Source organism: Desmonostoc muscorum LEGE 12446 (genome assembly GCF_015207005.2).
In the GTDB taxonomy this organism is placed as follows: Bacteria; Cyanobacteriota; Cyanobacteriia; order Cyanobacteriales; family Nostocaceae; genus Nostoc; species Nostoc muscorum.
Genome location: NZ_JADEXS020000003.1, coordinates 43168 through 67649 on the forward strand (window position 1 = coordinate 43168; position 24482 = coordinate 67649).

A 24482-nucleotide genomic window follows, 5' to 3' on the forward strand; every position below is an offset into this window, starting at 1 on the left:
TTTTTTTTCTTAGTATAAATATCTGTACTATCTCTTCAGTAAGTGTCAAATAGGGGGGATTGACTATTGGCTAGCTTTATGATGTCAAATATTTAAATTAGCTTTAAGTATCGCCGCTTTCCATAAATTCAACTTTCCCTTCGATACCTCACCATGTTTTGCATCATAACTAAAAACTGTTAAAACTTGATTGCATGTATATAACAAATATGTATAATACTTGCAGCTTGTACTTCAGCATTCGTTAGAAGTAGATATTTGGTCAAGCAAGGAAATTGGAAATTAATTTTCAGTCCGGAGTCAGAATTCAGGAGTCAGGAGCCAGAATGTTGCAGAAGAGTGAATTCTTTTCAATCAATAGAAGAGTTATACGCTCATTGCTTTTAAATTCTGGCTTCTGACTTCTGGGTGCTGAATTCTTACAATTTTCACGCATCATTTGTTGGAGTATTTATGAATAAAAGAAAAATATTTACAGCACTTGTTTCAATAGGTGTAGGACTATGCTTAGGAGCTTGCCAGTCTGAAAGAGACAAGGTTGCTCAGGCAGAGAATGACTTAAAACAGGCTTATGCGGCGGCAAGTGATGATGAGCAAAGCCAAAAAGATAAGGAAGTACAGGAGCAAATAAGGCAATATGTAGAAGAGACACCTAACTTATATAGAATAACTTGGAAGGTATGCGGAGATTATAGAAGTAGGAAGCGGGATGGAGTAAGATGTAGCGAAACTAAAATTCCCAAAACTAAAGGATATGTTGATCCCGTTTACGTCTGGGCAGCTAATGGGGTGCAGTTTGTTAATAAGCAACACTTTGTTAATAGCTATTGGGCTACAGGATTGTTTGTCAAGTCTAAAGGATGCTTGAACTCAGGTAAGCCAGAACAAGAGCAATTTTATAATGTAAAAAATTTCACCAGAGATAAAACGAATGCTGTTCCTACCGCAGCAAACGTGAAGATTGAAGCTCTGTCAAAGCAGGAAAAGCAAACAGTAGTAGAACAAGCCTTCAAGGACGCAGAAGTAGAAAATTATGCGCTGACAAATTTCGGTGTGTCAGCAACCACAGGATTAATACCCACTGGGAAAACTTGCTTGACTCTCGAAGAATGGAAGAAGACGCAATCGTAAAAATCAGCCACAGTCGCTTTGAGCGATCGCAGTTCAGTCGCGGCGACTTCCTCCATCTACACCACAACCAACCAACGCAATTCAAGTCTAATTCTTTCTTAGATAAAGAAAATAATTTAACTTGTTGACCCCTTGTCCCCTGCTTGCGGTAAGTTAACTTTAACCCCAGTTGGTCTAACAACAACCCCAACAGCCAAATCGGTTTGGGGTCAGAGGGAACAGTGAAACCCAAAATTGCTTTGATGTGAGCAGCGCAGTCAACAGCGATCGCCGTTTCTAAGTTCGTTCAGCCAGTAAATAGTTTTGCTCACGCACATCAGTTATTTAGCAAAGTTTTGTAGTTTTTTATACTTAAGTTTTGCAGTCATTGATTACTTCATGCTTATACTAAGCGATGGCGTAACCGGCCAGCGTAGCTGATCGCTCTATGAAAATCGCAATTTGCCGACCATTGGTCGGCAAAAACTTAATTATGATTCTCAAAAACTAATCCTTTATATGAGCCAAGATCGAGGGTGTTAAAAGGAGCGGGAATTTGCAGACCACCATGCCAAACGATGTCTGTGCCTTCCCTTATGCCCTCTGTATTACTGTGCTTTTTGTGATATAAAATACTTTTTTTACGCAATTATGATTACCGTAGGCATCGCTATGCAGTAAAACTTTCTGCATTATACTCATCTAGGTAAATAGGCTAAATGAACCTACCATCAACTTATTTCTTTACCTAGACAAATATCATGATACAGCACGGGGGTTTTGTTCGATGTTAAAGTTGTATTTTTAAATGTGTAATTTACGACATCATAAACTAACTCGCAATCACCTAAAGTTCCTTCGCCCATCAGGGAGCATCTCGGCGTTCACCCTGAAAATTGATTCAGGACAAGTTCGGAATCAATCGGAGAAAAGTTTGAGTTTTTGGTACGCAAGTTTTACACGTCCGTTTTTTGAAGAATTTTTTATAGAGGAATCAAACCACTCTCAAAAAATAAACTGAAAATGACTCTATAGTTTTATGGCGTGATAGCGATTAAATAGCGGGCTATTCCGATAAGCTTGATTTGGTATGAAAGCAACAGAAGCAGGGAAGAATTTTGTACAAGTTTCTTAAAATAAGCACCTTTGCCCGTTTTCTTTAACCCAAACCTACACCTGTAATATTTGTGTAGTTAACTGTTAAGAGTATGCTCTTTAAATTTTTATATCACTTATTAACTATAAAGCCATTTTTAGTTTATTTTTTTCACCTATCTTTAGGTTCGTTCTGGCTACAGGTGACGGGGGTATTCTGTTGCTGACAAACTGCCACAATTTTCACTTTGTCCGTGAACAGGGAAAGGGAAACGGTAGAGAAACTAGTACACATTGCAGTACAGTTCCACACTTTTTTCACCGAAATAAATCCTGGGACGGGAGCATCGGCGATAATGATTAACTATCGGGGGTAGCATCTGGGGTGAAAATTGACCGTCACGGAAAGGCAAAAGTTTTGTCGCCGGAAGAAATCCAGCGTCTGTTCACTTCGGGGTTAACTACAGTTCGAGATAGAACCCTAATAGCCGTGATGCTGTACACGGGTTGCCGCGTCAATGAAGCAGTTACCCTAAACATTAAAGATGTTTATAACAGCAAGGGACGGATCAGAGCAGAACTGATCATCCGCAAAGGCAACAGCAAGGGGAAGCTAGCTACCCGCAGCATTCCAATTTTGGAAGAACTAAGGTGCTTCCTAGCTACTTACAAACCGACAAACTCCCGTGACGGTTTTTTGTTTCCCGGTCGATGGGGGCGCAGTCACTTGCACTCAGAATATGCAAGCCTGATCTTTCGAGAAGCCTGTGAACGTGTGGACATAGAAGGAGCAAGCACACACAGTTGTCGGAGAACTGCCCTGACATTAATGAGCAATGCCGGAATTCCATTGAGAGTTATTCAAGAAATCAGCGGACATCGCAGCTTGGAGCAACTGCAACATTACTTAGAGGTGGAACCATCCCAAGTACGGGGTGCGATCGCGGCGTTGTCAATGCTCTCACCACCATCCGTGAGCAGCAGCAATTTTGACAATGAGAGTGCGAAGAACACTAACTTCGTCTCAGAGTGATAGATCAGGAAATATGAGTTAGTTGATCTAGACAGGATTAATAATAGAGTTGGGTTCGAGAGATTTTTTAAAAAAAGCCATTTCCATTTCAATAGCAAGATATAAGAGAGCAACAATTGATAAAATTGAGACTGTTATTGCTCCAGCCTACGTAACTGGGGTGATGGCTCCAGGCAATACATTACAGTTTTTAGTTGTTCTCGGCCTGCCAAAATCGCAACTCGTCTTTTGAGTACCTGTCAGTTTTTTTCGTTCGCTCCTTCCAGCAATCCCAAGCCACAATCACTTCCTCGCCTAAGTCTTGGATAACTTCGCCCCTTTCGAGATACAAGGTACGGTATGGGTCAGCGTGGGCAACAATGGAACCAACACCAATCTTCAGGGGTTCTGTATCAGGTTCTTCGGTGGCAGTGATTAGGGATTGTGCCTCTTGCGTGGTCGGTTCATCTATGTGGATTTCGGTAGTAGCTTCAAGGGCAGCGATTAACTGTTTCTCTTCGCTGGTAAGTTCTGTCCAGTAGTCTTGTCGAATCACCTCGTACTGTTGAGCCACACTCCAAAAGTCCGACCATGTACACCCAGGCTTACCAAGCACCCCCCTAATTTCACTAACAGCCTGTGGCACGAATTGCAATTGTTCGGCTCTGTGGGCTAGAGCTTCTGGTGTCGGCTCACTGCCCATCAGGATAGCTGCTGCTTCTAGCGCTTGAGTATTGTTCATCGCCGTCGCCAGATTACCCAAAGCCAGCCCAAGAAGCCGCAGACACTCAGAGGCATTATCTTTCGGCGGTTCCACTGCAAGCGATCGCAAATCGATTGTCTGCTCTAAGGCTCGTTTGACTTCCCGATTCAGTACTTTGGTCGCTTGTTTGGTCATAGTATTGCCCCATTCCTGCGCGGGACGCGACTTATCGGCGCGTTCCAGTTCCTCAATACGTTGCTGTTGTTGTTGGCTGACTGATGATAACTGCCGCAGCCCCTCTAATTCATCTACGCGCTGCTGTAACTGAATTTTCTCTTGTTTTTCCTTTCTGTACAGTTCTCGTATTGATTGCAACTCATGCGCTAACTGCTGTTGAGCTAATTCTCTTGCCTCGTTCACCAGGGCAATCCTTAATTCCTGCTCCAGGCGTTGCATTTCTTCTTTATGCTGTGCGTCCCTGGCTGCGATCGCTTCTACGTACTCTGGTGGTAGAGTCCGCTGTGTGGGAAAGGGGACACTTGGGGCATCTAGGTCATCATTATTGATCAGCTCCTCGCCATCATCAAAAGTGACAAGGTGTTGCCAACCATTGGGCGGGGGTTTATCTATGGTTCCTTGCTGCCCATAACGGGGATGCGATGACTCTACAACCGTGACGGAAGCTTTTTTAGTCACCATTGGTTCCGAGGTTTTAGGAACCATTGGTTCCTTTTGAACCGTTTTTTTCCGTGGTGATTTGGGAACCACGTTGTTTGCTGCCCTTGCAAAGTCAGATTGGCTAGGGTCAGGATTTTCTTCTAAGGCCAGTGCTACAGCCTGCTTTAATTTATCTGGTTCTTCGACCAGGCGCAGTAATGGACGGGCTTGGCGTTCGTTTTTGATATGTTCGCCCAACTCACCAAGAGCCTCGATTACCTTTGTGGCTCCCAATAGTTGGTTGACTCTACGATAGCCACCCCATGCCGACAATTCGCCAGCACAGTACTCAGTAAAGGTTTTGTATCCGCCATACTCGTACAACTGCTCATTACGCATTTTGGCAATTTCCTCTATTGCCTGGAACTCGAAGCGATCAATGGCAGTGAGGGTTTCTTTGATGCTGCTATTGAGAACGCTGTAATCAGGTGTTGATGGTTGTTGTGGTTCTAGTGCCAGCATAGAATTTGTCCACTATATAATATGTTGGTTGATTTTTTTTGGGAAGTCTCAAGTTAAAACCCAACTAAGTAATCAACTCCAATCGCATCGCATCACTACCAGGTACAGGGCAGAGAAACTGAGATAGTGATTCTGGCATGTCCTCTAGCAGTACAATAGCCTTTCTCAAACCCTGTTCTATAACGAACCTCGCTACAACCCCAAGTTTTGAATGTCTCTTGCTGCCGGGGAAATGAACCCGCACTTTTGCACCAGCATCTATCTGGTGTGCGAACGCTTCCGTATCACCATCACTGGAAATATCTATTTCATGACTATTAGGATGGTCAGAAGTAGAAATAACTGTTTCTGTACCAGGGGGGCGTAGACGCGCAAGCGGCTTGTCGGAGACATCGCTATCTAGCTCAGTAAGTACGGTTTCATTTACTGCAACTGTACTGTGACAATCCTCATCGCTAGTGTTTGTCACTGGTGACAGTTGATTGATTGGTGACGGCTCTATTGGTTGCACCTCATAGGTTTGGGCGATTGGCACTATGTCACCCTCTGTTTGGGACGATGGAGGAGTGGGAGGGTCGCTACCAGTAAAATTAGCTACAAACTTTATTTGCCTACCAATTTTCACAACCGTGCCTTTGCCCATGCGCTCTAACTTCCCGAACAACTCCGCAGTGTAAGCGCTGACATTCCTAAGAGCCTCTTTGGCACGAGATTGAATTGCCTTGATATTCCTGTAAGCATCTCTTAAGGTGATGCCATCATCTTTACTGACTGCTGCATCCCAGATTTTCAGCAGCACAGAACTAATATCGTCGCTAGAGGTCGTCATCTCTTGCACCACATTGAAAGCACTCTTGTAGTACTGTGCAAACATTACCGCTCGCTGCAATGTCTGTGTTGATAATTCCCAAAAGTTGCGTGAGCTATTGCCGTCCCGGTCAAAATAACAATCAATCAAGTGCAAAGCCAGCGCAATCCTCAATAACTGAGTGGGCAGCTTGAACATCCACGCCCTAATCGCCGGTTGTGTCGTCGCCCATGCCTGTTGTCCAATCACTTGACAAAGCTTTGTATAATAAGCGTCTGCGCTCTTGGACAGCTTGACTATACCCATTGGGCAATTCTCTAGCCAATCATAGAATGGAGGTAATTTCTCAGCTAATACACAGTAGCCTTTTACACGTTTGGGCATGAGAGTATTAGCTTTGGCTACCAAGAACCGCGCCAACATCCCTTGTGAATCTTCTGGGTCTTTGAAGATTTTGCGGAACATCCCCGGCTGAATCCCTCCGGTGAGTGACAGTGCTGTGTCTTCCACCACATACGAGTCACCTTGCGACACTCTGTCTACTTGTGCTGGTGCGCCATCCCACAGTTTGAGTAGACATTCCAGCCCTTCGTTTTCTCCTTTATTAAATTGCCCAAACGATTTAAACAACCCTGCTAGTTCATCCCTAGCCCACAGCACACCATTGTCTTTCTGTTCTGAAAGGCGTTTAATGACGGCCTGAATCGTTGCCATCTCAAACATATATTTGCGTTCTAAAGGATAGGGTGGGCGCTCTTCGGCATCACCCTGCCAATTCTGGTATGCCCCTACTTCCTTCTCATATCGCCTACGAGCTTCAATTTGCTTACGTTTGAGCGGAGTCAACACTAGGGTATCGGCTCTGGTTTTGCCACCACCTGATTCCAATACTGTGGCCGTCCAGGCGATCGCTGGCACTGTATGAGATTCCACAGAGAGCTTTATCCGCTTGCCAACCAGTGATAATACCGCTGCCATCAATGGTTGCCAGATGACTATTGGTTCAATATTAAGAATCTCTGCATCGTGCAATAAGTCCGCTGCCATACTAGGCAAGGCTTGTTTAAAGTCCAACTTGGCATTGTGCCAGTTAATCAAATTTTCTAGGCGAATTTCATCATCTGGCTGAACCTCATCCATTCGGGTTCTGATTGAAGAAACTATTTGATCTAGTGCAGCTTTTTTTACACTAGTACTATCTAGAAGTTCTCCTATCTTTTGCGTCTCTTCGTAGTCTGTAAACCCGGCTTCTAGAATCTTGGTGACAGTGGTGACAGTTGACGCAATCTCGTCTGTGGCTTTCTTTGAACTGTCACCTTTTTTGGTGCTGTCACCAGTGACAGTTTGCTTTTTGGAGTCAAATCCCCGTGGAGGTTGAGAATTAACTGACTGTTGTCGCTGCCACGATTTTATACAGTTCTCTAAGGCTTCATCCGTAAGTGTGGCAGTGGGATTATCTTTGGTTGCTGACTTCCAAATCGCATCTGCTTCCCTGGTATCAAGTGGAGGGGAGCAGCTTTTGCAGTAAGAATCAAATAATGCCCGTGGTTCTTCATTAAACCTATGCCTCAGATGGTTTAACCGAGCAGCTGTGCCAATTAAGTTACGGGCGAGTGCTGCACCCTTACTATTTCTTTCTCCCTGGACTGCACCAGAGTCAACTAATGCTCTGTCTGCTTTAGTTAAACAGCATTCTAACGGTACATCACCACTTGGTACATTTAGTGGAATTGACGGGACTACTGTCTTAGACTGAGGAATAATAGCCCTTAGTTCGTCGTAGCTGTACTGTTTACTAGTGTTGAGAATTATCTGACTGGGCCCATTAGGAATGTTATTTGCTGCAAAATGCCAACACCCCGCCAGTCGCATCACCCGCGACGGATTTTTCAAACAGCGATCGCCCGAGGAATATTCGAGTAAATCAGTTTGCAATTTCCGCCATTGCTCAGGACTGATTGGGCTAGTCAATATCCAATAGCTATGGATGGATTTGCCACCCGTGTCTATTTGTAAGCTCGGTTCTGGTAAACACAGCGATCGCCATAACTCACGTTGCAATTCTTTGTCTAAGTTGTCATGCTCGTAGAAAATGGCACGGCAGTCTCTCACCAAGTCATCTTTTTGTCCGCCGCCGTTGACTACGAAGTAAACTCCCCTGCCATCCGATTGCCATGCAGTTGCTGTTCGTACTAACTGCTTGAGGTTACGTGACTCTGCACTTCTGCCAGAATCGTTTGCTTTGCGTGGGTCGTCGCTGGGGTAAAACGAGCGCAGGTATACCGGATCTCCCTGTTTGTAACCCAATGCCTCCAAGTGTTGCGCTATTTGCTCACGATTTACCACTACACAAGTCATACCTCACCCCCGGCTACACCCAAATAAATTTCACCCAAAACCTTCGATGCCGCAGATCCTCTGGTAAACGCAAACGCTTCTCCAGTTGACACAACTATCACCCCAGCCAACAAAAAATCGGGCGACATGATAACTAGCAGCCCGACATCTGGTTGGTGTTCTTTTACTAATGAGCGCAACTGTTCTATTGAACCCAGCACCAATCCGTACTCATTCCAATGAGTCGGTGTAAGGGCTAGCGCACTCCCTGATAGAACTCGCAGATTTTCCGACAGCCACACTCCCGCTGGCACAAACTCAATTCCTACCGTCTCTGGCAACCCCAAGCGCAATGCATGAGGACTTTTTGTTGAACATTCTTTCACTACGGATTCCCCTGATTGTTGGTTTTCAAGCATCAGAGGGGGTTGAATCCGCGATCGCACTACACCAGCCTTCTACATTCTGCTGATGAACGGCGATCGCATTACGCGCTACTACTCTTAGCTACAAAATTCGCGTTTTCTCTCCAGAGAACTTAACTTTACACAAACTTATAAATTTTGACAGCCAAAACTCACCGCTGCAAATAGACATTTTCTGCGGTAACTCCTATAATGGAGCTGAAGCGCGGATAAAGCTCTTGGACAATTTCAGTGGTCGTCTCTGTCGCCAAACTTCAACAACCACTTTTTTTGTACCTTTGAGATCAACTCCCGCTCTGAAAAAAACGATGGATTTTACGAACAGACGAAGCGCCTACTCCTTAGTGGCGCTTTGTTCGTTAAATGTGGCTATTGTCATAATTTAACCTCCATATCTAGTTTTTATTAGCTTGATCTTACAAAAGTTCTGTCTGCCATGAATCTAACAAGATTCTGATTTTTGGCTTTAAATTCCTCCACATTTGTTTAAGGTTTTTATTTGCAAAAGGTTTCAATCAACCAGATCCAGGACGTAGGTGGAAGTCAAGGATTGTCAAATGCTGAGCCTGCGTCTTGGACACTAATTCAGCTTTTGACCGATTTTGCAAGTACCTAACCGTCAAAAAAGTTTAGACTTTATTGCAGTATATAGCAGTACAGAGCCAATTAGGCAACTCAGACAAACAAAAATGTATAGTAAAATCTTATAATAGTTTTTGGTAGAAGTAAGCAAAATCTTGTTAATCTTGGTACACGCCCACTTCTAATGAAGTGAGAAGTTATGCAAGAAATAAAAGTTTAAACTTTTTCCATAGCGTTTGTAGATTGCTTTACCAGCCTGTCAAGGAGTTTTATTCAAGTGGATGCTAAAAAAGCTGTCAAAGTAATAAACGACCTGGTATTCGCAAAGCAAGGCAGGTGGCTAGAGGAAGCTGAAAAAATTGTAATTGAAGCAGCTTGGCTTGACCTAGATTACAAGGAAATTGCAGAAAACGGGTCTTACACTTATGAATATTTACAGCGTCGAGTAGCACCTACGCTTTGGGTACTACTAACAGGGATATTAGGTAGCGGAGAGAAAGTAACAAAAAAACGTCTGCGGCGTATCCTAGAAAACCAAGCCAGGCTAGTGTCTAGTAAATGGTCAGAAAAATTAGACGAAACTCCGGATATTTTACCTGCTATTGGGGGATATCCACCAGATGTATCTAATTTTTATGGACGGACTCCTGAGCTAGCAATGTTAAAAGAATTAGTTGCTCAAGAGCGCTGTATAGCATTAATTGGGCCAGCAGGAATCGGAAAAAGTGCTTTAGTTGCCAAATTATTTGAGTTTTTAGATAATGGTCTACCAGGATTTGATGCTTTTGTTTGGAAACCACTTTTCTATGCTCCATCATCTTCAGAATTGGTTGGTGATCTTCTCAAGCTATTGTTTGAATCGGAAAATCAGCAGTTAGATTTACCTGAGCATAATCAAGCTAGAGTTTCTATGTTGCTTGATAAACTGCGATCGCGGCGTTACCTGATTGTTTTAGACGCAGCAGAATCAATATTGCAAGGAGATAGGAATGCAACTTCTAATCCCTATGGTGTGCAATATGCAGACTATGGTATCTTTTTCAAAAGATTAGTAGAAGAACAACATAAAAGCTGTTTATTGCTAACGAGCCGCGAACCTTTTGTTGATATAGTTCGTTTACAACGTAAGGGACAACCAGCCAGAATAATCAAGATTGAAGGGTTGGGAAAAGAAGCTTTAGAAATTTTTAGAGCCAAAGGGTTGACTGACCAGGGTAGATGGGTAGATTTAGTCGAAATGTATCGTGGTAATCCTTTAGCTTTGCAAATAGTTGCAAGTAGAATTCAAGATTTCTTTGGTGGAAGTGTAGAAGAATTTTTTAAATGTAAAACTACATTCATGACAGATTTGTTCCAAGAGAATTTGGATGAGTTATTTGGAGAATCTGGTCGTTTGACAAATTTAGAAAAGAAAATCATGTTTTATTTAGCAGAGACACTTACAAAATCTTCTGCTGATTCAATTCCTGTTTCTCAATTGTTACATCAATTTAAGGCTGAGGTAACAACTTCAAAATTAATCGAGGCATTAGAAGCCCTAATTGAGCGCTCTTTACTGGAGCAAAAGAGAAGTATCAAAAAGGAGGTATTATTAAGTTTACAGCCTTTAGTTAGGAAGTATGTATTTATTAATTGTTCTTCGGCAGAATATCAGAATGTACTACCTAGTTTAAAATCAGCCTGATAATATTTACTTATGTGAGCTACTGTATTAATCCTCATTGTCAACATAGACAAAATTCTGATAACAGCCTAAAGTGTCTTTATTGTGGAACTGAACTATTAATTAATCAACGAATACGCTTAATTGAACCATTAATTCCGTTAAAATCGCGCCAGCATACGGAAGCTTTTGAGGTAGATGATTTAGGTACTCGTAAGGTGATGAAAGTGCTAAAATCGCAAGACTCTAAATTAATAGAGTTGTTTGAGCGAGAAGCACTAGTCCTTCAGCTATTAGAACATGAAGGTATTCCGACTGTCACAATTGATGATTACTTTACCTTCACTTCTGAGGAAAGTTCCTTACAACTGCATTGTTTAGTAATGCAAAAATTTGAGGGACAAAACTTAGAAGAATGGGTAAAAACTTATGGAAAAGTGTCTCAGGAGCAAGCTTTAGATTTATTGCAACAGCTGTTCAACATTGTGGATTTCGTGCATCGCTCTGGCTTTTTTCATCGAGATATTAAGCCTTCTAATATTATTCTTCAAACTAACGACCGCCTTGCATTAATTGATTTTGGTGCAGTTCGAGAGGTAACAAACACCTATCTAGCTAAGGTTAGCAGTTCTGGAGGTACTGATATTGGAATTGGTGGACAATATGAAATTACAGTCATCCGTACTGCTTGTTATTCTCCTTTAGAACAAATCAATGGCCAGGCTGTACCCCAATCAGATTTTTATGCGATCGGCAAGACTTTTGTCTACTTAGTCACAGGAATACCTTTAGTAAAACTGCCAACAGATCCACAAACAGGAAAACTTATTTGGAGAAAACACGCATCACAAATTGATGAACCTTTCGCGGATTTTCTCGATGAACTCATGGCTCCCTTCCCAGGACAGCGACCCGCGACTACTAAAATAATTTTGGAGCGTTTACAAAAACTTCCTCTCCGAAGTAAGATTCACAGACTAACGAAGTCTAAAACGTTTAGAGTCAGTGCAGTAATTGGATTTTTGATTTTAGGAGTATTTTTAACTTTTAAAGTATTCTTACCACTAAGAGCTAAATATTTAGTGTCTGAAGGGGAGAAGGCTGAGGCAGCAAATAATTCTGAGAGCGCACAAGAATTTTTTGATTCAGCCATCAAAATTAATCCTCAACTCAGGCTGCCTATTTCAAAATTTTATTTTGATAAAGCATCTCGTAGCACTAAAGATTTACAGTTAGCTAAAAAATATTATGAATTAGCATTAAAGTATAATAAACAAGATGTAGATATTTATAATAATTTAGCTTTTGTTTGCCAGCTAATAAATGAATTCGAGTGTGTAACTACTAATTATGAAAAAGCTTTAAAGTTAAAACCTGATAATTGGTCAGGACATTATGGTTTAGGAACTTATTATGATGACCAAGGGAAAGATGATTTGGCAGAACACCAGTATCAGTTGGCTATAAAGATTAATAGTCAAGCTATCCCAGCTATTAATAATCTTTCAAGATTGAAAAATTTAAAAGGTGACTATAATGCAGCGATCGCTCTTGCACTGCAAGCTTTACAAAAAACTAAAGATCCTAAATTAAAAGCTGCATTATATAAAAATTTGGCATGGGCAAAACTAGAACAAAGGAAGTTAAGCCAAGCAAAAGATTATTTAGAAAAAGCCGAAAAATTAGATCCTCAAAGAGCGGATATTTACTGTTTATTGGCACAGGTTCAAGAAGCTTTGGATGATAACGAAAATTCCTGGCTTTCTTGGGAGGCTTGCTTGGTACTTGAGTCTAAACAGCCAGAAGTCTTTGGTTGGCGGGGAAAATTAGTAGAAAGAATCAGGCTTAAATCCCTTCCTCTAAATCAAAGTGAAACAAACCCACAATAAGCTTTAATATTATTAGCCAAGCTTTATATTTTTATTCTACAATTAAAGTAAACTAATAATTGTAAGTACCTTTTCGAGAAGTTGTAATGCTGAACTTACTTAGCCAAACTAAAAATGTCTTTGTAGTCCCAGTTACAACTTTTATAGTAATATCTACACTAATTAGTTTAACGATAGGTAGTGCATGGGGGCATCAACGGATACTAGAGAAAAAATTGTGCAATGAACCAAGTGGTCGAGTTTATGGCACAGGCGATCGCTTCTTGAGAACGGGAAGATATTTGTGTCCAGGAGAGCGGATCAATCCCACTAAGGGAAATACAGTTAAAGTACTTTGCTTTTTAAATCGTAAATTCCTATATTTCAAGCAACCTACTATTTTTAATGCACAAATATGTGCGCCACCGCCTAGCGAAGCCGTACAGTGTTCAGTATTAAATATAGTCCCTTGTCCACATGATTACAAGGGGCCTGATGAGAAGAAAAATGCACCAATTGTGACTAGTCCTTATGGCAGTTCAATCGTAAATAACCGTCCACAAATCTCTTGGCGCTCAGTGGCACAGGCAGATAGTTATACCGTAATAGTTAAGGGAAATGGTGTTCACTGGCAGACAGATGTAAAAGACACTACAGTACTTCCATACCCAAAAGAGCAAGAAGAACTACAGTATGGCAATACATATACAATCACTGTGATTGCCAACCAGGGCAGCAAACCCTTGGATTATGCTCCGTTAGTAATTCATCTATTACCTTTTGATGAGGTTCAGCAAGTTTCAGACGAAGTAAAGCAAATTGACGCTTTGGGCTTGCCTAGTGAAGAAGCTGCTCTCTACGACCTAGATGCTATATATATGTCGAAGTTTCTTTTGGATGAATCAATCAAAACATTGCAGGCACGAGTAGTAGCGGGTAGCTCCAATCCGACTTTGTACCGATTATTGGGCGATCGCTATTTAGGAGCATTGTTACCAGAAGAAGCAGAACAAGCCTATACAATAGCAGATCAATTGGCAAAAAGCAGTGGTGACACATTTGAGATTCAAAAGGTACAATCAGGCTTAAAATTAGTAAAATGGTTGGAACAGCGCCAAAATCCACAAAATCAAAGCCAACTGCCAATTAGTAAAAATGCAGCCCACTGATAGGGGTGCTGGTAGCGAGGATTTGATATTAGTTGCAATTGTGCTTGACGTAGCGCTTCGGCTTTGGTCAAACCATTTTTTAGCCCTTTGTAAAATTCTTTCATAAGTAAAGCACTGGAATCAGCATCTACCTGCCATAAAGTGGCGATCGTGCTACGCGCTCCTGCTTGTGCTGCTACTCCAGCCATTCCTAATGCTGACCTCTTGTTCCCTTTAGCTGTCTCGCAAGCACTCAAAACTAACAACTCAATAGCATCTCGATCCGTCTGAGTTTTTTCTTTTAGTAAGTTATTAAATTCTAATACTGTAATTGGTTTATCCCAGGCAAAAATCATTGTCCGCTGAGGAATAGAACTAAATTGAGCATGGGTAGTTAAATGAACAATTGAAAAATTGTCTTCACTCAATTCTTTGTCTAACAAGAGGCTAACAAACTTCTCATTCAGTAAAACTTTTGAAGAAGTAATTTCTTTTTTTATATTTGCTATTTCTACTTCTACTCCTGGCAATGCTTTCAATCCTTTAGGAGCATTTGGAGCATAAAAGCTAGGGCTTTCTTTACTGATTCCAGCGATTAAAGCTCTTAACTGATTTTGAGCTAAAACTTTTGGAGGCCGCACCTTGGAACCTAAAGTATCTGCAATACTGTAATGCTCTATGAGATAGTCTTTCCCATCATAAAGTAAACTCATCGGTAAACTTTGGAAAGATGCATCCAAAGTAAATACTAGGGTTCCTGATAAAGGAAAATATTTTTTAACAGGTGCAATTAACTGCTGATAAAGCGCTTGAGAGTGTGAAATCAATACAGACTTATTTGCATAAACTAGATTCTTGTCTTGTAATCCATCCAACAGATTATTAATATGGTCTTTAATTAACTTAGCATCTACAGAGTTGCGGTGAAGAGAACGGTCAGGAGATTGCACAATTACTTCTATAGTGTCGTCTAGATCAATAACATGAATAACTGTTGGAGGGTTGTTATTTAATTTATCAATTTCATTCAATTTTATAAGGTCAAGCCTGCCACATTTCAAAAAATTCTCCAGTTCTGCTATTTGTAATTGTTCGTTCGTCTGAATTACTAGCTCTAAATTAGGATTGCCAGATGACAGCAATAATCGCATATACTCACGATAAACAGGCTCTACTTTCTCATAAAAATAGAACTGTAAATCTGCGTTACTTGCTAAAAGATTATTGCGAACTTGCGTCAGGTTATTAATTGCGGCACTGTAAGCTTTAAGAGCTTTGTCATACTTTCGTTGTTTGTAGTACTCTAAACCCAATTCGTACTGCCACTGATATGCGATATCCCATGCCTGAATTGATTGAGCCAAAGCCATCGCTTGTTCGAGATAATGGAGCGATCTCTCGTGTTGTTTTTTCAATTTGCCCAGTGTACCGAGAGCATAAGACATCAGCCGCTGTTCGTTAGTGCTTTTAGCCGTTTGCAAAGCTGACTCTGCATATTGGATGGCTACTGAATGTAATTGCTCATCTGGAATTTGATTGAGGCTATTGGCAAAGTTTAGCTTGGTATAAATAGATTGACTAGCAGATAATTCAGAGAATGCAGAAGTATTTTTCAGTATTAGTTCTACTGAAGGTTTAATCTGTTGATTGATTTGAGTTTGAATTGCAGCTAACTGTGTATTGCCTGAATTTGATTCTGCTTTTAACCACTTTTGAAAGTCTAACAGTAAGCTCAACCGTTGTAGTTGCGCCTGTAGTTTGATTGGTATTGATACAGTTCGGATATCGCTCAATGACTGATAATCACTCAGTAATTTGAGTGCTTGTTTTTGGATAAAGTTAACAGTTTCTTTTTGAAAAGCTGGCTCTTCTATCCAAATATATTTATACCGTGCCTGTTGATAGATAGATTTTTCAGTATTATTGAGTGATAGCAAAATATTATCAGTTTCAAAATTAGGTAACTGTTGAGCAATTGATAAAGTTTTTTTCAAAACTAATTCTGATTCAGACAACTTGCCTAATTGACGCAATACATTGCCTAAATTTTGTAATCCTAGTACGTGTACGGGTATTGGGTTCAACTTGTCAATAGATACATCAAGTAGTCCTTTTGTAGAATCAACAAATTGATTTGATGAAGTAGCACAGATTTCAGCATTGAAGTTCAAGGCTTTTAAAAGTACTTTGCAAGCTCGAAGATGTAAACCATTAGCTTGTAGGGCAACACTTTGATTGATTAAGGTTCCGGTGATTCCCTCTGTGTCTTTTAGGTGTTCAAAAAGTTTTGTAGCTTGCTGCCAAGTATCTAAGGCTTCTTTTGTCTGACCTCTATCCAGTTGCCTTTGTCCCCTGTGGTTGAGTACTTCAGCTTGATGCTGTTGTGTTTGTTTGCTTACTTCCTGAGCCAGAATCACAGACGGCTGTCCTATAGCTATGGATAACCCTAGAATGCATAACAACAAGTACTTGAATAAACGCCAAAAACTAATCATTTTACCTGCACCCCTTCTGTTATCGATGATACTTGCGACCTGGAAGGTAGCTCATGGCATGTAGAAGCAGACACCTGGGCATAGGGGCTTGGTGGATTGGGTTGTGCGGTCAAGACTACATCTCCATCAGCATTCAATATCCAACCCTGAGCTTCTACAATTTCTATGGGTTCTTCAGTTGTTGATGACTTTGATTGCTCCGAATTATCAATCGTCCCAAGAGGAGTAGAATTTCTCTGCCAAGTAGAACTGCTATCTAACTGGTTGCCAGAACTAGCTGCTAGTCCCCCAGCACCAGCATTCACAAATGTACTTGCTATTCCACCAGAACGACCTTGGCATACTGATACAATCTCTGGAGCTTGTGCGATCGCCTGTGGTTGTACTTTGGTAAGGCTGGGATTTCTGTTTTGGAAGTTGATCTGTACTGTGCCGTTAATACCTCGTTGGGAACTGGCTGTAATCTTTGTGTCGGGGGAAATAAATAGTCCTTGAGTATTGATTTTAATGTTTCCGCCTCTTCCTTCAAAAGCATTTGCCGTTATATTGTTCTTTTTTGAAGCAATAAAAATAATTGTGTTTATATTGATATTACCAGCATCGTTAAGATTTCTCCTGGTAGAATTTGAAGAAATATCTGAAGGGAAACCTAGCTCCCTAGCAGTAGCATTAATACTACTATTATTAGATAATTGTAAAACATTTGAGTTCAAAAAAATATTTCCACCCTTACCTGATTCAGTCGCTGCTGCAACAATTGAATTATCTAAACTAATATATTCAGCATTAATATTTAAATTTCCTGCATCACCGCTTCCAAAATTACTTACATTAATTAAAGTGCCCTCTCTGAGATTTAACCGTTTTGTATTAATTGTTACAGATCCAGAATTTCCATTTACAAATGGAGATAATCCTAATAATTCTTGTATTGGTTTAGATGTAAACGCTGCGGTTGATGATATACCAAATGGTTGATCGTAAACTAAAGTGTTTGAACTTTCCCGTGTTATGTTTATAGATTTTTCAGCATTGATTACGACGCTTCCTGAATTACCAGATGCTAAAGTATAAGAATTGATATTGCTACCGTTTCTCAAAACTACTTCTGGTGCATTAACTGTTAAAATTCCCGCATCTCCAGTATTGAATGCTCCAACAGCTAACTGGGTTGATGCAAGATAAATAAAAGGATTGAATCCGCTTAGCTCAACTTTTTGATTTGCATTAATAGTTAAATTTCCTCCTTTGCCAGAACCAAACGTTCCAGACAGCACTGTTGCACCATCTAGTCCTAAAAAAATCCCTGTATTTATTATGATATCTCTAGCTTTTCCCAAACTAAAAGTGTAATTACCAATGCCACTGGCAATACCAGGGTTAATAGAAGAAAAACCTGATACTTGTATCGAATCAGGTACATTCAAAATTATATTACTTCCATTAGCGTTACTAAAAGTTTTGCTATATATAGTTGCTCCATTTTTAATTAATAAATTTTTGGCCGAAACTATAATATCATCTAAATCTCCTGCTAACGTTTCGTTTAAAAAACCGCTAGAAATTTCTCCATTTGGAGATGTCCCGCTTAATTGTATGGAGTTTAAGGCATTGAAAACCATACTCTTACTTGATTGAGTTCCTTGATTTTGAATCAATGCTAGAGAACCATCCTCTAAGGAAATTTGATTAGCTACCAGCTGAATTGAACTGCCTCCAAAGCCACTAGCGTCTACTAATGCTTGCTGAGATAACTTTATGTCTTGAAAATCTTGTACATTTTGGTAACCTAAAGTCCAGCCAGTAGGATTAAGGATAACTACACCGTCATTGACACTACCCAGTTCAATCCGTCCTCCGGGAGCCGTCAAAATCCCACCTCTTAAACTAACTTCACCCCCTATCAAAGCAAGGGTTTTGCCTGAAGCTACCTGTAGACTATTGATGCTAGTACCAGCCCCTAAAACTGGAGAGAATAAAGGTATGGGAATAGTTAAATTATGACCTTTGCCTTCAACTTGAATTGCACCAGGATTTGATCCATATTGCAATCCCATTGGCACATTGATACTTAGCAAGGATTTAATTTCGGGATTTGTAGCGCTAAAGCGAGAACCATCAGGAAAGTTAATGCTGTTGGCCGTACTGCCCACGAATGAGCCACCAATGTCTAAACGAGCATTAGAACCAAAAATAATTCCTCTAGGGTTGATCACAAATAAGTTTGCTGTACCATTAGCTTTGAGTAAACCATCAATGTTGAATATGGATGAACCTGTTACTCGACTAATAATATTCTCAATATTTAAATCATTATTAAAGTAAGCAGTGCCACCTGTAGGTAAAGAAAACTTTTCAAAGCTGTGGAACAGATTATTGCCCGCCCTGGTTCCTCCACTAATATTGCTCGTGCTACCCTGATTTGTGACTTGGGAGTTATTAGGTAAAGTCGGATCAGGAATAATTTGTGCAATTACTGTTGAGGAGAACATGCAATATAACGCACTGATATTAAAAAAGCAGAAGCTAATTTTGTATAGGTTCATTTGAGGAAATTTAAAAATGTACTTTTGTCCTTTGTTTGCTTATCACTTATTCTGTTTGAAAATTAGAAAGTACTGGCTTTCGTGTAGCTACAATCTGTTCAACAATATCAGCAGCACGACTAACTCCTCCAGATTGTTGAATCGCTGCTTGTAATTTGGAAGCATTGTCCTTGTAACAATCTCCTGTCATTACCCGTTGAATAACAGATTGCAATCTAGGAACAGTGAGTTGAGATAATAAGACAACCTCTCCAGTCCCTGTCCAAGCCAAGCGTGATGCTACCCCTAGCTGATCGCTAGCAATTGGGATAGCTACTAGTGGTACACCATTACTTAAAGACTCTAAAACTGTATTCAATCCTGCATGGGTAATAGTAAGAGTAGCCTTTTTAAGTAGTTCTAGTTGAGGCGCGTAGTTCACAATTAATGGAGCGCCTGGCAGTTGTTGTAGTGATTCAAAACAATTGGAACCACCAAGAGAAATTACCAATTGAGCGTCTAATGCACTGCAAGCTTCTGCAATACAACGGAAAATATACTGTTGGCGATTTTGCAAAGTCCCAAGTGAAGCATAAATCAACGGTTGCCCTGTCAACTTTTCATAGGGGAAAGCTATAGGTTCTCGTCCAGTTGGATCTTGATAGGGGCCAGTGAAATGAAACCACTTAGGTAAATCCTGTCTTGGAAATTCAAACTCAGCAGGTAATTGACTTAGTTGGCCAAGTTGGGAAAAGCTATCTCTCTGAGGCGTCTGAGAGTAGAGGGGTAAATTCCATGTTTGACGATATTCGTCTAAAACTTGTGTAATCGGCTGTGTAAAACGCTTCATCAACGAGTAAGCTGCTTTGTTGCGTAAACGCGCCCACCATGCTGTGTTATAGCTCCAGGATGTGAAAAAAGGTGGAATGCCATCTTCAAGATTAAGTGGCAGAGCATTGCAAACAGTAACAAAAGGAATTTGCAGAAATTCTGCAATTGTCTCACCTTCTATTGTAGTTTGGTCTACCAACAATGCTTCTATACCGGCCGTTTTTAGAGCTTGTGGTGCTTCACTAAGCAGCAGATGCGCTTCCTCTTTCATTAGGTTTAGGATATATTTTAAAGCCGCAAACCCGCTCAATTCACCTAACTCTGACAAAGGCTGTACGTTTGTACCTTGACGAGATCTGGACTCTCCAATAGTCCAATAGTCTAATCCTGCTGCTAATATTTTGGATTTAACATCAGGAATTCCGAATAGGGTAACGCGATTTCCACGTCTTTGCAATTCACGTCCTAAAGCAGTCATTGGGTTCAAGTGACCATCTGTTGGGGGACAGAGTATACCTAAATGAGCCATACATCTAACTCCTCTGCGAAATTATAAAGTACGTTTTCTAAAAAATTACCTCAATTCTTGAATTAGGTATTTTTTTGCTACCTCTAAGTATTTCAAATTTTTTCCTAACTGGCTTTTGGTCTACCTATTGTTATCAATAGAGGCAATGATACAAAACAAACTAGAACTTTTATACTAAATAATTAGTAGTTAAAAATTTTTTCTATATGAAATAATTAATGCTTGACTATTTCAGACTACGCTGGCAAGTGAAAATCATGATTTTCATCGGGAACTTAAGCTGCTAAGTTTATCTGCTTGATATTAAATGGTTAAAATCCCAGAAAATTTTGAGATTGCGATCGCGCTCCAAGAGTTTAATAAATATTAGGGACTTCCAAAAAATAAAATCAGCCATAAATAGAATGATAATCATTTTAAAGGGGGAGCTAGATCCAAGGGAGAAGACTGCGCTGCCCTCTGCCTCTTTGTCTCAACTATATTTTGGTTAAGTCTCTTGTCAAACAAATATGTAGTCGCAAGTCTAATTTAGTGTGTAAAGTGATACTTAGATATTATTCTTCATTTTCGTCATAATCGAAATCATCATCACCATGTTCTTCGTACCACTTTTTATCTTCAGCTAAAGCCATTTCTCTCTCGAGCATTTTTTTCTCTAGGGCTTGCCTTTCAAGCTTTTCTATTTCTTGCTTTTTCCTTTCAAAGTAGGAAGGAGAGCTTTTCACCCAGACATTTTGGTTGTGATAAAAATCACCACGCTGTTCTAATGTAAACCCACCCAGCAATAGTCCTAACCTCGAAGTGAAGGATGGCGAGTAATTGGTTTGCTTGGGCAAGGTTGCAGAGTCAGGATATCTACAAATCTTAAGACTTTATTAAATAGCTACCTAGAAAAAAATGGGTAAACAATGGGTAGTTTCCCCACTATCTTTAACTAAGCAATTCAGGGATGATTAATTTTATAGAAAACCGCTGGCAAAAATTTTATAGCTGGCATTTAATAAACTGTGTACAAAACTAAGCTCTGAATTTTTATCAGGGCTTTTTAAGTATAAAAAGATGTGGCTGTTGGTGATGGGGTACTTGAAAAGAAAGATGGCGATCAAGTAGAGATTCATGAGATCGCTCCTCAAACAAGATGTTCCGCTGAGCGATGCCGATCTACTGTCTTTAGAAGAACTGCTGTTCAACGCCGAAGCCGTTGAAAGCCGAGAGCGATTTGAGGAGGTCTACGGGAAAAACCTCAACCTCAAGCTGTTCATTCGTCAGTTGGTTGGGCTGGACAGAAATGCGGCGATTGCTTTTAGGTCGTTACAATTGCTATTAATCTCTATGAGAAATTGAAGAAGCAATGCGATCAGATTGCTGGAAAAAGAGAGTTTCAATCTCATGAGCAGCTAGAGGCTGAGAAAAAAAGTAGCCTTGACCAAACTCACATTCGAGTTCTTGTAACCATTGAAGTTGCTGTTGTGTTTCAATGCCTTCGGCTATCACTGCTAACCCCAACTGATTACTCAGGGCAACAATAGTTTTGACAACTTGATAATTGCGATTATCATCTGACATTTGATTGATAAAAGAACGGTCAATCTTGAGGTTATCAGCAGGTAAGCGATGGAGATAATTTAGCGATGAATATCCAGTACCAAAATCATCAATACTGATTTGAATTCCTAGCTGTTTTAACTGTTCTAAAACCAAGATGACTTCAGTGATATTGTCAATGAGCATACTTTCAGTAATTTCTAAAGTAAGACAATTACCAGCTAAACCAGTTTCAGCTAAAATACATTCTATGTTCTGAAGTAAAGAAACTTTCCGCAGATCTTGAGCCGAAAGATTAACACTGACCTTTAAAGATAATTTACTAGAGAATTGAGTTTGCCATGCTGCCAGTTGTTGACAAGCAGTGTAAAGTATCCAATGGTCTAGTGTTACAATCAGTCCGGTTTCTTCAGCAAGCGGAATAAAATCTCCAGGGCAGATAAAGGAGCGAGTCGGATGTTGCCAGCGTACCAAGGCTTCAAAACCAACTAAATGCTGATTGTTGATATCAAAAATTGGTTGATAGTAAACGAGAAACTCTTGTCTTTTAAGAGCTTGACGTAGGTCATTTTCTAAGTTGAGTCTTTGGAGTGCTTGAGTGTGCATTTGGATATCAAATATTTGATAGCAACTTTTGCCTTGAAGCTTGGCTTGATACATGGCAATATCAGCATCTCGCAGCAAATCACAAGCTTGATGGTAATTTCGTTTAGCAAAAACAATCCCAATACTGGCAGTTAAAAATACTTCAGACCCCCTAGCTATCTAGTTGGTATACAAAGCAGGTAAGCTGAGGAAAGCACCTAGCAGCAGTAAAAAATTAGTGATAGTAAAGTTGCCTCGCCATCGCCCAGAACGAAAATTCAGTAACATCAAACGAATAATTTTAGAATGTTCGCTCATCGAATGTGTGCATTGTGGTAAAGAGTTAGTTCTACGTAGACCAAGGCACATGCGTAAAACCATTCAAACAATGGATGGTGCAGTGTTTGTGGCAGGTAAAAGTAAAGAATGTACCAATCCCAATTGCACACATTTTGGTAAACATTACTACGCTACTGGGGTGCTAAAGTACAGTCTGCCTTACAGTACCTACGGGCTAGACGTGCTGGCATTTATTGGTTGGCAACATGAACATGAGCATCAACAGTTGGTAGAAATTCAACGCTCATTAAACCAGCGCGGTGTTGAAATTAACGAAAGCAATGTGGGCAAGTTATACGGTCAATTTTTGGCACTGTTGGGTGGAACGATTGCACATACGGCTGAGAAGTTAGCTGCGACAGCGATTGAACATGGTGGTTTGATTTGGGCAATTGATGCCTTACAGCCAGAGGGTCATGGGACTTTGTTGTATGTGTTATACGAGGTATTAAGTGGCACACCAGTTAGTGCAATTCAATTGCCACAGGCACAAGCACAACGGTTAATTGAGTGGCTGCAACCATATAAGGAGTTGCCGTACACAGTGCTGGCAACATTATCAGATGGGGAATCAGCAATCATCGCGGCAATAAATTCAACTTGGACAGATGTACCACATCAACGTTGTCAGGCACACTTCCTAAGTAATTTGAGTGAATCTGTGCTGCCATTAGATACAAAGCTCCGACAGCAATTAAAGGCAGATTTAGACGGGCTGCCAAAAGTTCCTGATTACTCTGAAAGACCCCAAAAACCAAGCTCCGAACAGCAGCTAGATAGTACCCCCCTTTTTCAGTCATCCCCTATTTGTCACGAGACGCAGAATTAATGGCAGTGGAAGCTCAAATTCGTGCGGCGATTCGGGATTGTGTCAATCGCACAAGTCGCAAACCGTTTAGTTGGGGTGGTTTAATGGGCTACCAGCAACTATTAGCTATTGGAGAAGTACTACGTAGTTTACCATACCGGGAAATTGATACAGATTATTTATCTCTGTTATCAGTATGGGTGGACCTTGCCTTAAGTAATAATCGTTCAGTCGCGTCTGACTTGTCAGAGGCGCACCAATGGTTGCGACGAATTGCTAATTGTTTGCGCTATCCTAATAATTCTGACCGTACCTCAGATGATGTAATCGATATTACAGAGACTGCCCAAATCCCTTTAACAAGCTTTCAAGTTCGGCGTGAGATGGAAGAGTTATTACAGATGTTTCAACCTGACCATCAACAAAATCCGGCACAGTTTGCTCTCAAAAAAAAGTTACAACGTTTATGGGATAAATACAGTACTGACTTATTACACTGCTATGATATCCCTGGTTTGCCACCAGATAACCTGAAAATCGAGTCTTTATTTAGTCATTTGCGTCGCCATCAGCGACGTATTAGTGGACGCAAATCAACTGTTGAATTACGTGATTTGGGCCAATATCAAGTTCTATTTGTAGCTCAAAACGAAAAACAGTTACTTCAACAAATTCGGGAAGTACCTATAGCTGAGTATAAAACTCAACGTCGTAGATTAGCGATCGCACAAGCTCCTCGCCAACAAAAACGTCGCCTTCATCGTAATCCAGTTAGCACAATACAATCTTTGGTCAATCAACATCAGGGACTTCTCACTGTGCTTGAGTTTCAAGCTCTTAAATACTAATTAGACAGCCAGGGGGTACACCGTCAAATATTCCGCGATCTTGCACA

18 protein-coding genes are annotated in these 24482 nt (G+C 40.6%); 9 read left to right on the forward strand and 9 right to left on the reverse strand.

All coding sequences use genetic code 11. The features are described from left to right. The first annotated feature begins 453 nt into the window (after nucleotides 1–453). From IQ276_RS39090 to IQ276_RS39105, 3 genes are all read left to right on the forward strand, one after another. Entirely contained in the window at nucleotides 454–1131 is a 678-nt protein-coding gene (locus IQ276_RS39090; protein WP_193912684.1) for a hypothetical protein, read from the forward strand. Then, nucleotides 1110–1259 (forward strand): hypothetical protein, encoded by a 150-nt coding sequence (locus IQ276_RS39095; RefSeq protein WP_190881013.1) that lies wholly within the window; start codon nucleotides 1110–1112, stop codon nucleotides 1257–1259. Before IQ276_RS39090 ends, IQ276_RS39095 begins: the two co-directional genes overlap by 22 nt. 1331 nt (nucleotides 1260–2590) lie before the next feature. Further along, nucleotides 2591–3238: a tyrosine-type recombinase/integrase gene (locus IQ276_RS39105; RefSeq protein ID WP_193912685.1), complete on the forward strand. Its 648-nt coding sequence runs from the start codon at nucleotides 2591–2593 to the stop codon at nucleotides 3236–3238. Between the two features lie 190 nt (nucleotides 3239–3428). Here the strand turns inward: IQ276_RS39105 and IQ276_RS39110 are convergent, their stop codons facing one another. The 3 genes from IQ276_RS39110 to IQ276_RS39120 form a co-directional block, all read right to left on the reverse strand. Continuing rightward, nucleotides 3429–5099 carry a hypothetical protein gene (locus tag IQ276_RS39110; RefSeq protein ID WP_193912686.1) on the reverse strand — a complete coding sequence of 557 codons (1671 nt, stop codon included), beginning with the start codon at nucleotides 5097–5099 and terminating at the stop codon, nucleotides 3429–3431. A 64-nt stretch (nucleotides 5100–5163) separates the two neighbouring features. Next, a complete protein-coding gene (locus IQ276_RS39115; protein ID WP_193913555.1) occupies nucleotides 5164–8265 on the reverse strand; it encodes a DUF3987 domain-containing protein in 3102 nt (1033 codons plus the stop codon). Next, entirely contained in the window at nucleotides 8262–8663 is a 402-nt protein-coding gene (locus IQ276_RS39120) for a hypothetical protein (protein ID WP_235116512.1), read from the reverse strand. The genes IQ276_RS39115 and IQ276_RS39120 overlap by 4 nt, the downstream gene beginning before the upstream one ends. A gap of 865 nt (nucleotides 8664–9528) precedes the next feature. Between IQ276_RS39120 and IQ276_RS39125 the strand changes: the two genes are divergently transcribed. From IQ276_RS39125 to IQ276_RS39135, 3 genes are all read left to right on the forward strand, one after another. Further along, nucleotides 9529–10935: a helix-turn-helix domain-containing protein gene (locus IQ276_RS39125; protein WP_193913559.1), complete on the forward strand. Its 1407-nt coding sequence runs from the start codon at nucleotides 9529–9531 to the stop codon at nucleotides 10933–10935. Nucleotides 10936–10949: 14 nt separating this feature from the next. Further along, nucleotides 10950–12803: a protein kinase domain-containing protein gene (locus tag IQ276_RS39130; RefSeq protein ID WP_235116513.1), complete on the forward strand. Its 1854-nt coding sequence runs from the start codon at nucleotides 10950–10952 to the stop codon at nucleotides 12801–12803. An 86-nt stretch (nucleotides 12804–12889) separates the two neighbouring features. After that, nucleotides 12890–13951: a hypothetical protein gene (locus IQ276_RS39135; RefSeq protein ID WP_193913561.1), complete on the forward strand. Its 1062-nt coding sequence runs from the start codon at nucleotides 12890–12892 to the stop codon at nucleotides 13949–13951. Here IQ276_RS39135 and IQ276_RS39140 read toward each other — a convergent pair. The 4 genes from IQ276_RS39140 to IQ276_RS39155 all read right to left on the reverse strand — a co-directional run bounded on the left by IQ276_RS39140 (nucleotide 13912) and on the right by IQ276_RS39155 (nucleotide 21095). Further along, entirely contained in the window at nucleotides 13912–16425 is a 2514-nt protein-coding gene (locus IQ276_RS39140) for a CHAT domain-containing protein (protein ID WP_235116514.1), read from the reverse strand. The two genes, IQ276_RS39135 and IQ276_RS39140, sit on opposite strands and share 40 nt — an antisense overlap. Then, complete coding sequence (locus tag IQ276_RS39145; RefSeq protein ID WP_235116515.1) at nucleotides 16422–18971, reverse strand: two-partner secretion domain-containing protein; 2550 nt, start codon at nucleotides 18969–18971, stop codon at nucleotides 16422–16424. Before IQ276_RS39145 ends, IQ276_RS39140 begins: the two co-directional genes overlap by 4 nt. 46 nt (nucleotides 18972–19017) lie before the next feature. Continuing rightward, nucleotides 19018–20310: a glycosyltransferase gene (locus IQ276_RS39150; RefSeq protein ID WP_193921937.1), complete on the reverse strand. Its 1293-nt coding sequence runs from the start codon at nucleotides 20308–20310 to the stop codon at nucleotides 19018–19020. A gap of 554 nt (nucleotides 20311–20864) precedes the next feature. Continuing rightward, nucleotides 20865–21095: a hypothetical protein gene (locus IQ276_RS39155; protein WP_235116516.1), complete on the reverse strand. Its 231-nt coding sequence runs from the start codon at nucleotides 21093–21095 to the stop codon at nucleotides 20865–20867. A gap of 331 nt (nucleotides 21096–21426) precedes the next feature. Between IQ276_RS39155 and IQ276_RS39160 the strand changes: the two genes are divergently transcribed. Further along, nucleotides 21427–21654, forward strand: a complete 228-nt coding sequence (locus IQ276_RS39160) for a hypothetical protein (RefSeq protein ID WP_193921939.1) — start codon at nucleotides 21427–21429, stop codon at nucleotides 21652–21654. On the opposite strand, the gene IQ276_RS39165 is transcribed toward IQ276_RS39160, so the two are convergent. Continuing rightward, the gene (locus IQ276_RS39165) at nucleotides 21634–22620 is read right to left on the reverse strand and encodes a putative bifunctional diguanylate cyclase/phosphodiesterase (protein WP_193921941.1); all 987 of its coding nucleotides are present in this window, start codon (nucleotides 22618–22620) and stop codon (nucleotides 21634–21636) included. The two genes, IQ276_RS39160 and IQ276_RS39165, sit on opposite strands and share 21 nt — an antisense overlap. Beyond that, the gene (locus IQ276_RS39175) at nucleotides 22621–22758 is read right to left on the reverse strand and encodes a hypothetical protein (protein ID WP_190884765.1); all 138 of its coding nucleotides are present in this window, start codon (nucleotides 22756–22758) and stop codon (nucleotides 22621–22623) included. 49 nt (nucleotides 22759–22807) lie between these two features. Here IQ276_RS39175 and IQ276_RS39180 point away from each other — a divergent pair, with 49 nt between their 5' ends. Together IQ276_RS39180 and IQ276_RS39185 are read left to right on the forward strand one after the other, a co-directional pair. After that, nucleotides 22808–23608 (forward strand): hypothetical protein, encoded by an 801-nt coding sequence (locus IQ276_RS39180; protein WP_193925714.1) that lies wholly within the window; start codon nucleotides 22808–22810, stop codon nucleotides 23606–23608. Next, on the forward strand, nucleotides 23608–24435 hold the full coding sequence (locus IQ276_RS39185; RefSeq protein WP_193925712.1) for a hypothetical protein: 828 nt from the start codon (nucleotides 23608–23610) through the stop codon (nucleotides 24433–24435). The genes IQ276_RS39180 and IQ276_RS39185 overlap by 1 nt, the downstream gene beginning before the upstream one ends. Nucleotides 24436–24482 lie beyond the last annotated feature (47 nt).

Excerpts from the sequence above, each read along its gene's own strand:
- IQ276_RS39090 (WP_193912684.1), top strand. The coding sequence starts at position 454 with ATGAATAAAAGAAAAATATTTACAGCACTTGTTTCAATAGGTGTAGGA.
- IQ276_RS39095 (WP_190881013.1), top strand. The coding sequence starts at position 1,110 with ATGGAAGAAGACGCAATCGTAAAAATCAGCCACAGTCGCTTTGAGCGA.
- IQ276_RS39110 (WP_193912686.1), bottom strand. The coding sequence starts at position 5,099 with ATGCTGGCACTAGAACCACAACAACCATCAACACCTGATTACAGCGTT.
- IQ276_RS39115 (WP_193913555.1), bottom strand. The coding sequence starts at position 8,265 with ATGACTTGTGTAGTGGTAAATCGTGAGCAAATAGCGCAACACTTGGAG.
- IQ276_RS39120 (WP_235116512.1), bottom strand. The coding sequence starts at position 8,663 with ATGCTTGAAAACCAACAATCAGGGGAATCCGTAGTGAAAGAATGTTCA.
- IQ276_RS39135 (WP_193913561.1), top strand. The coding sequence starts at position 12,890 with ATGCTGAACTTACTTAGCCAAACTAAAAATGTCTTTGTAGTCCCAGTT.
- IQ276_RS39140 (WP_235116514.1), bottom strand. The coding sequence starts at position 16,425 with ATGATTAGTTTTTGGCGTTTATTCAAGTACTTGTTGTTATGCATTCTA.
- IQ276_RS39145 (WP_235116515.1), bottom strand. The coding sequence starts at position 18,971 with ATGAACCTATACAAAATTAGCTTCTGCTTTTTTAATATCAGTGCGTTA.
- IQ276_RS39150 (WP_193921937.1), bottom strand. The coding sequence starts at position 20,310 with ATGGCTCATTTAGGTATACTCTGTCCCCCAACAGATGGTCACTTGAAC.
- IQ276_RS39160 (WP_193921939.1), top strand. The coding sequence starts at position 21,427 with ATGAGATCGCTCCTCAAACAAGATGTTCCGCTGAGCGATGCCGATCTA.
- IQ276_RS39175 (WP_190884765.1), bottom strand. The coding sequence starts at position 22,758 with ATGAGCGAACATTCTAAAATTATTCGTTTGATGTTACTGAATTTTCGT.
- IQ276_RS39180 (WP_193925714.1), top strand. The coding sequence starts at position 22,808 with ATGCGTAAAACCATTCAAACAATGGATGGTGCAGTGTTTGTGGCAGGT.
- IQ276_RS39185 (WP_193925712.1), top strand. The coding sequence starts at position 23,608 with ATGGCAGTGGAAGCTCAAATTCGTGCGGCGATTCGGGATTGTGTCAAT.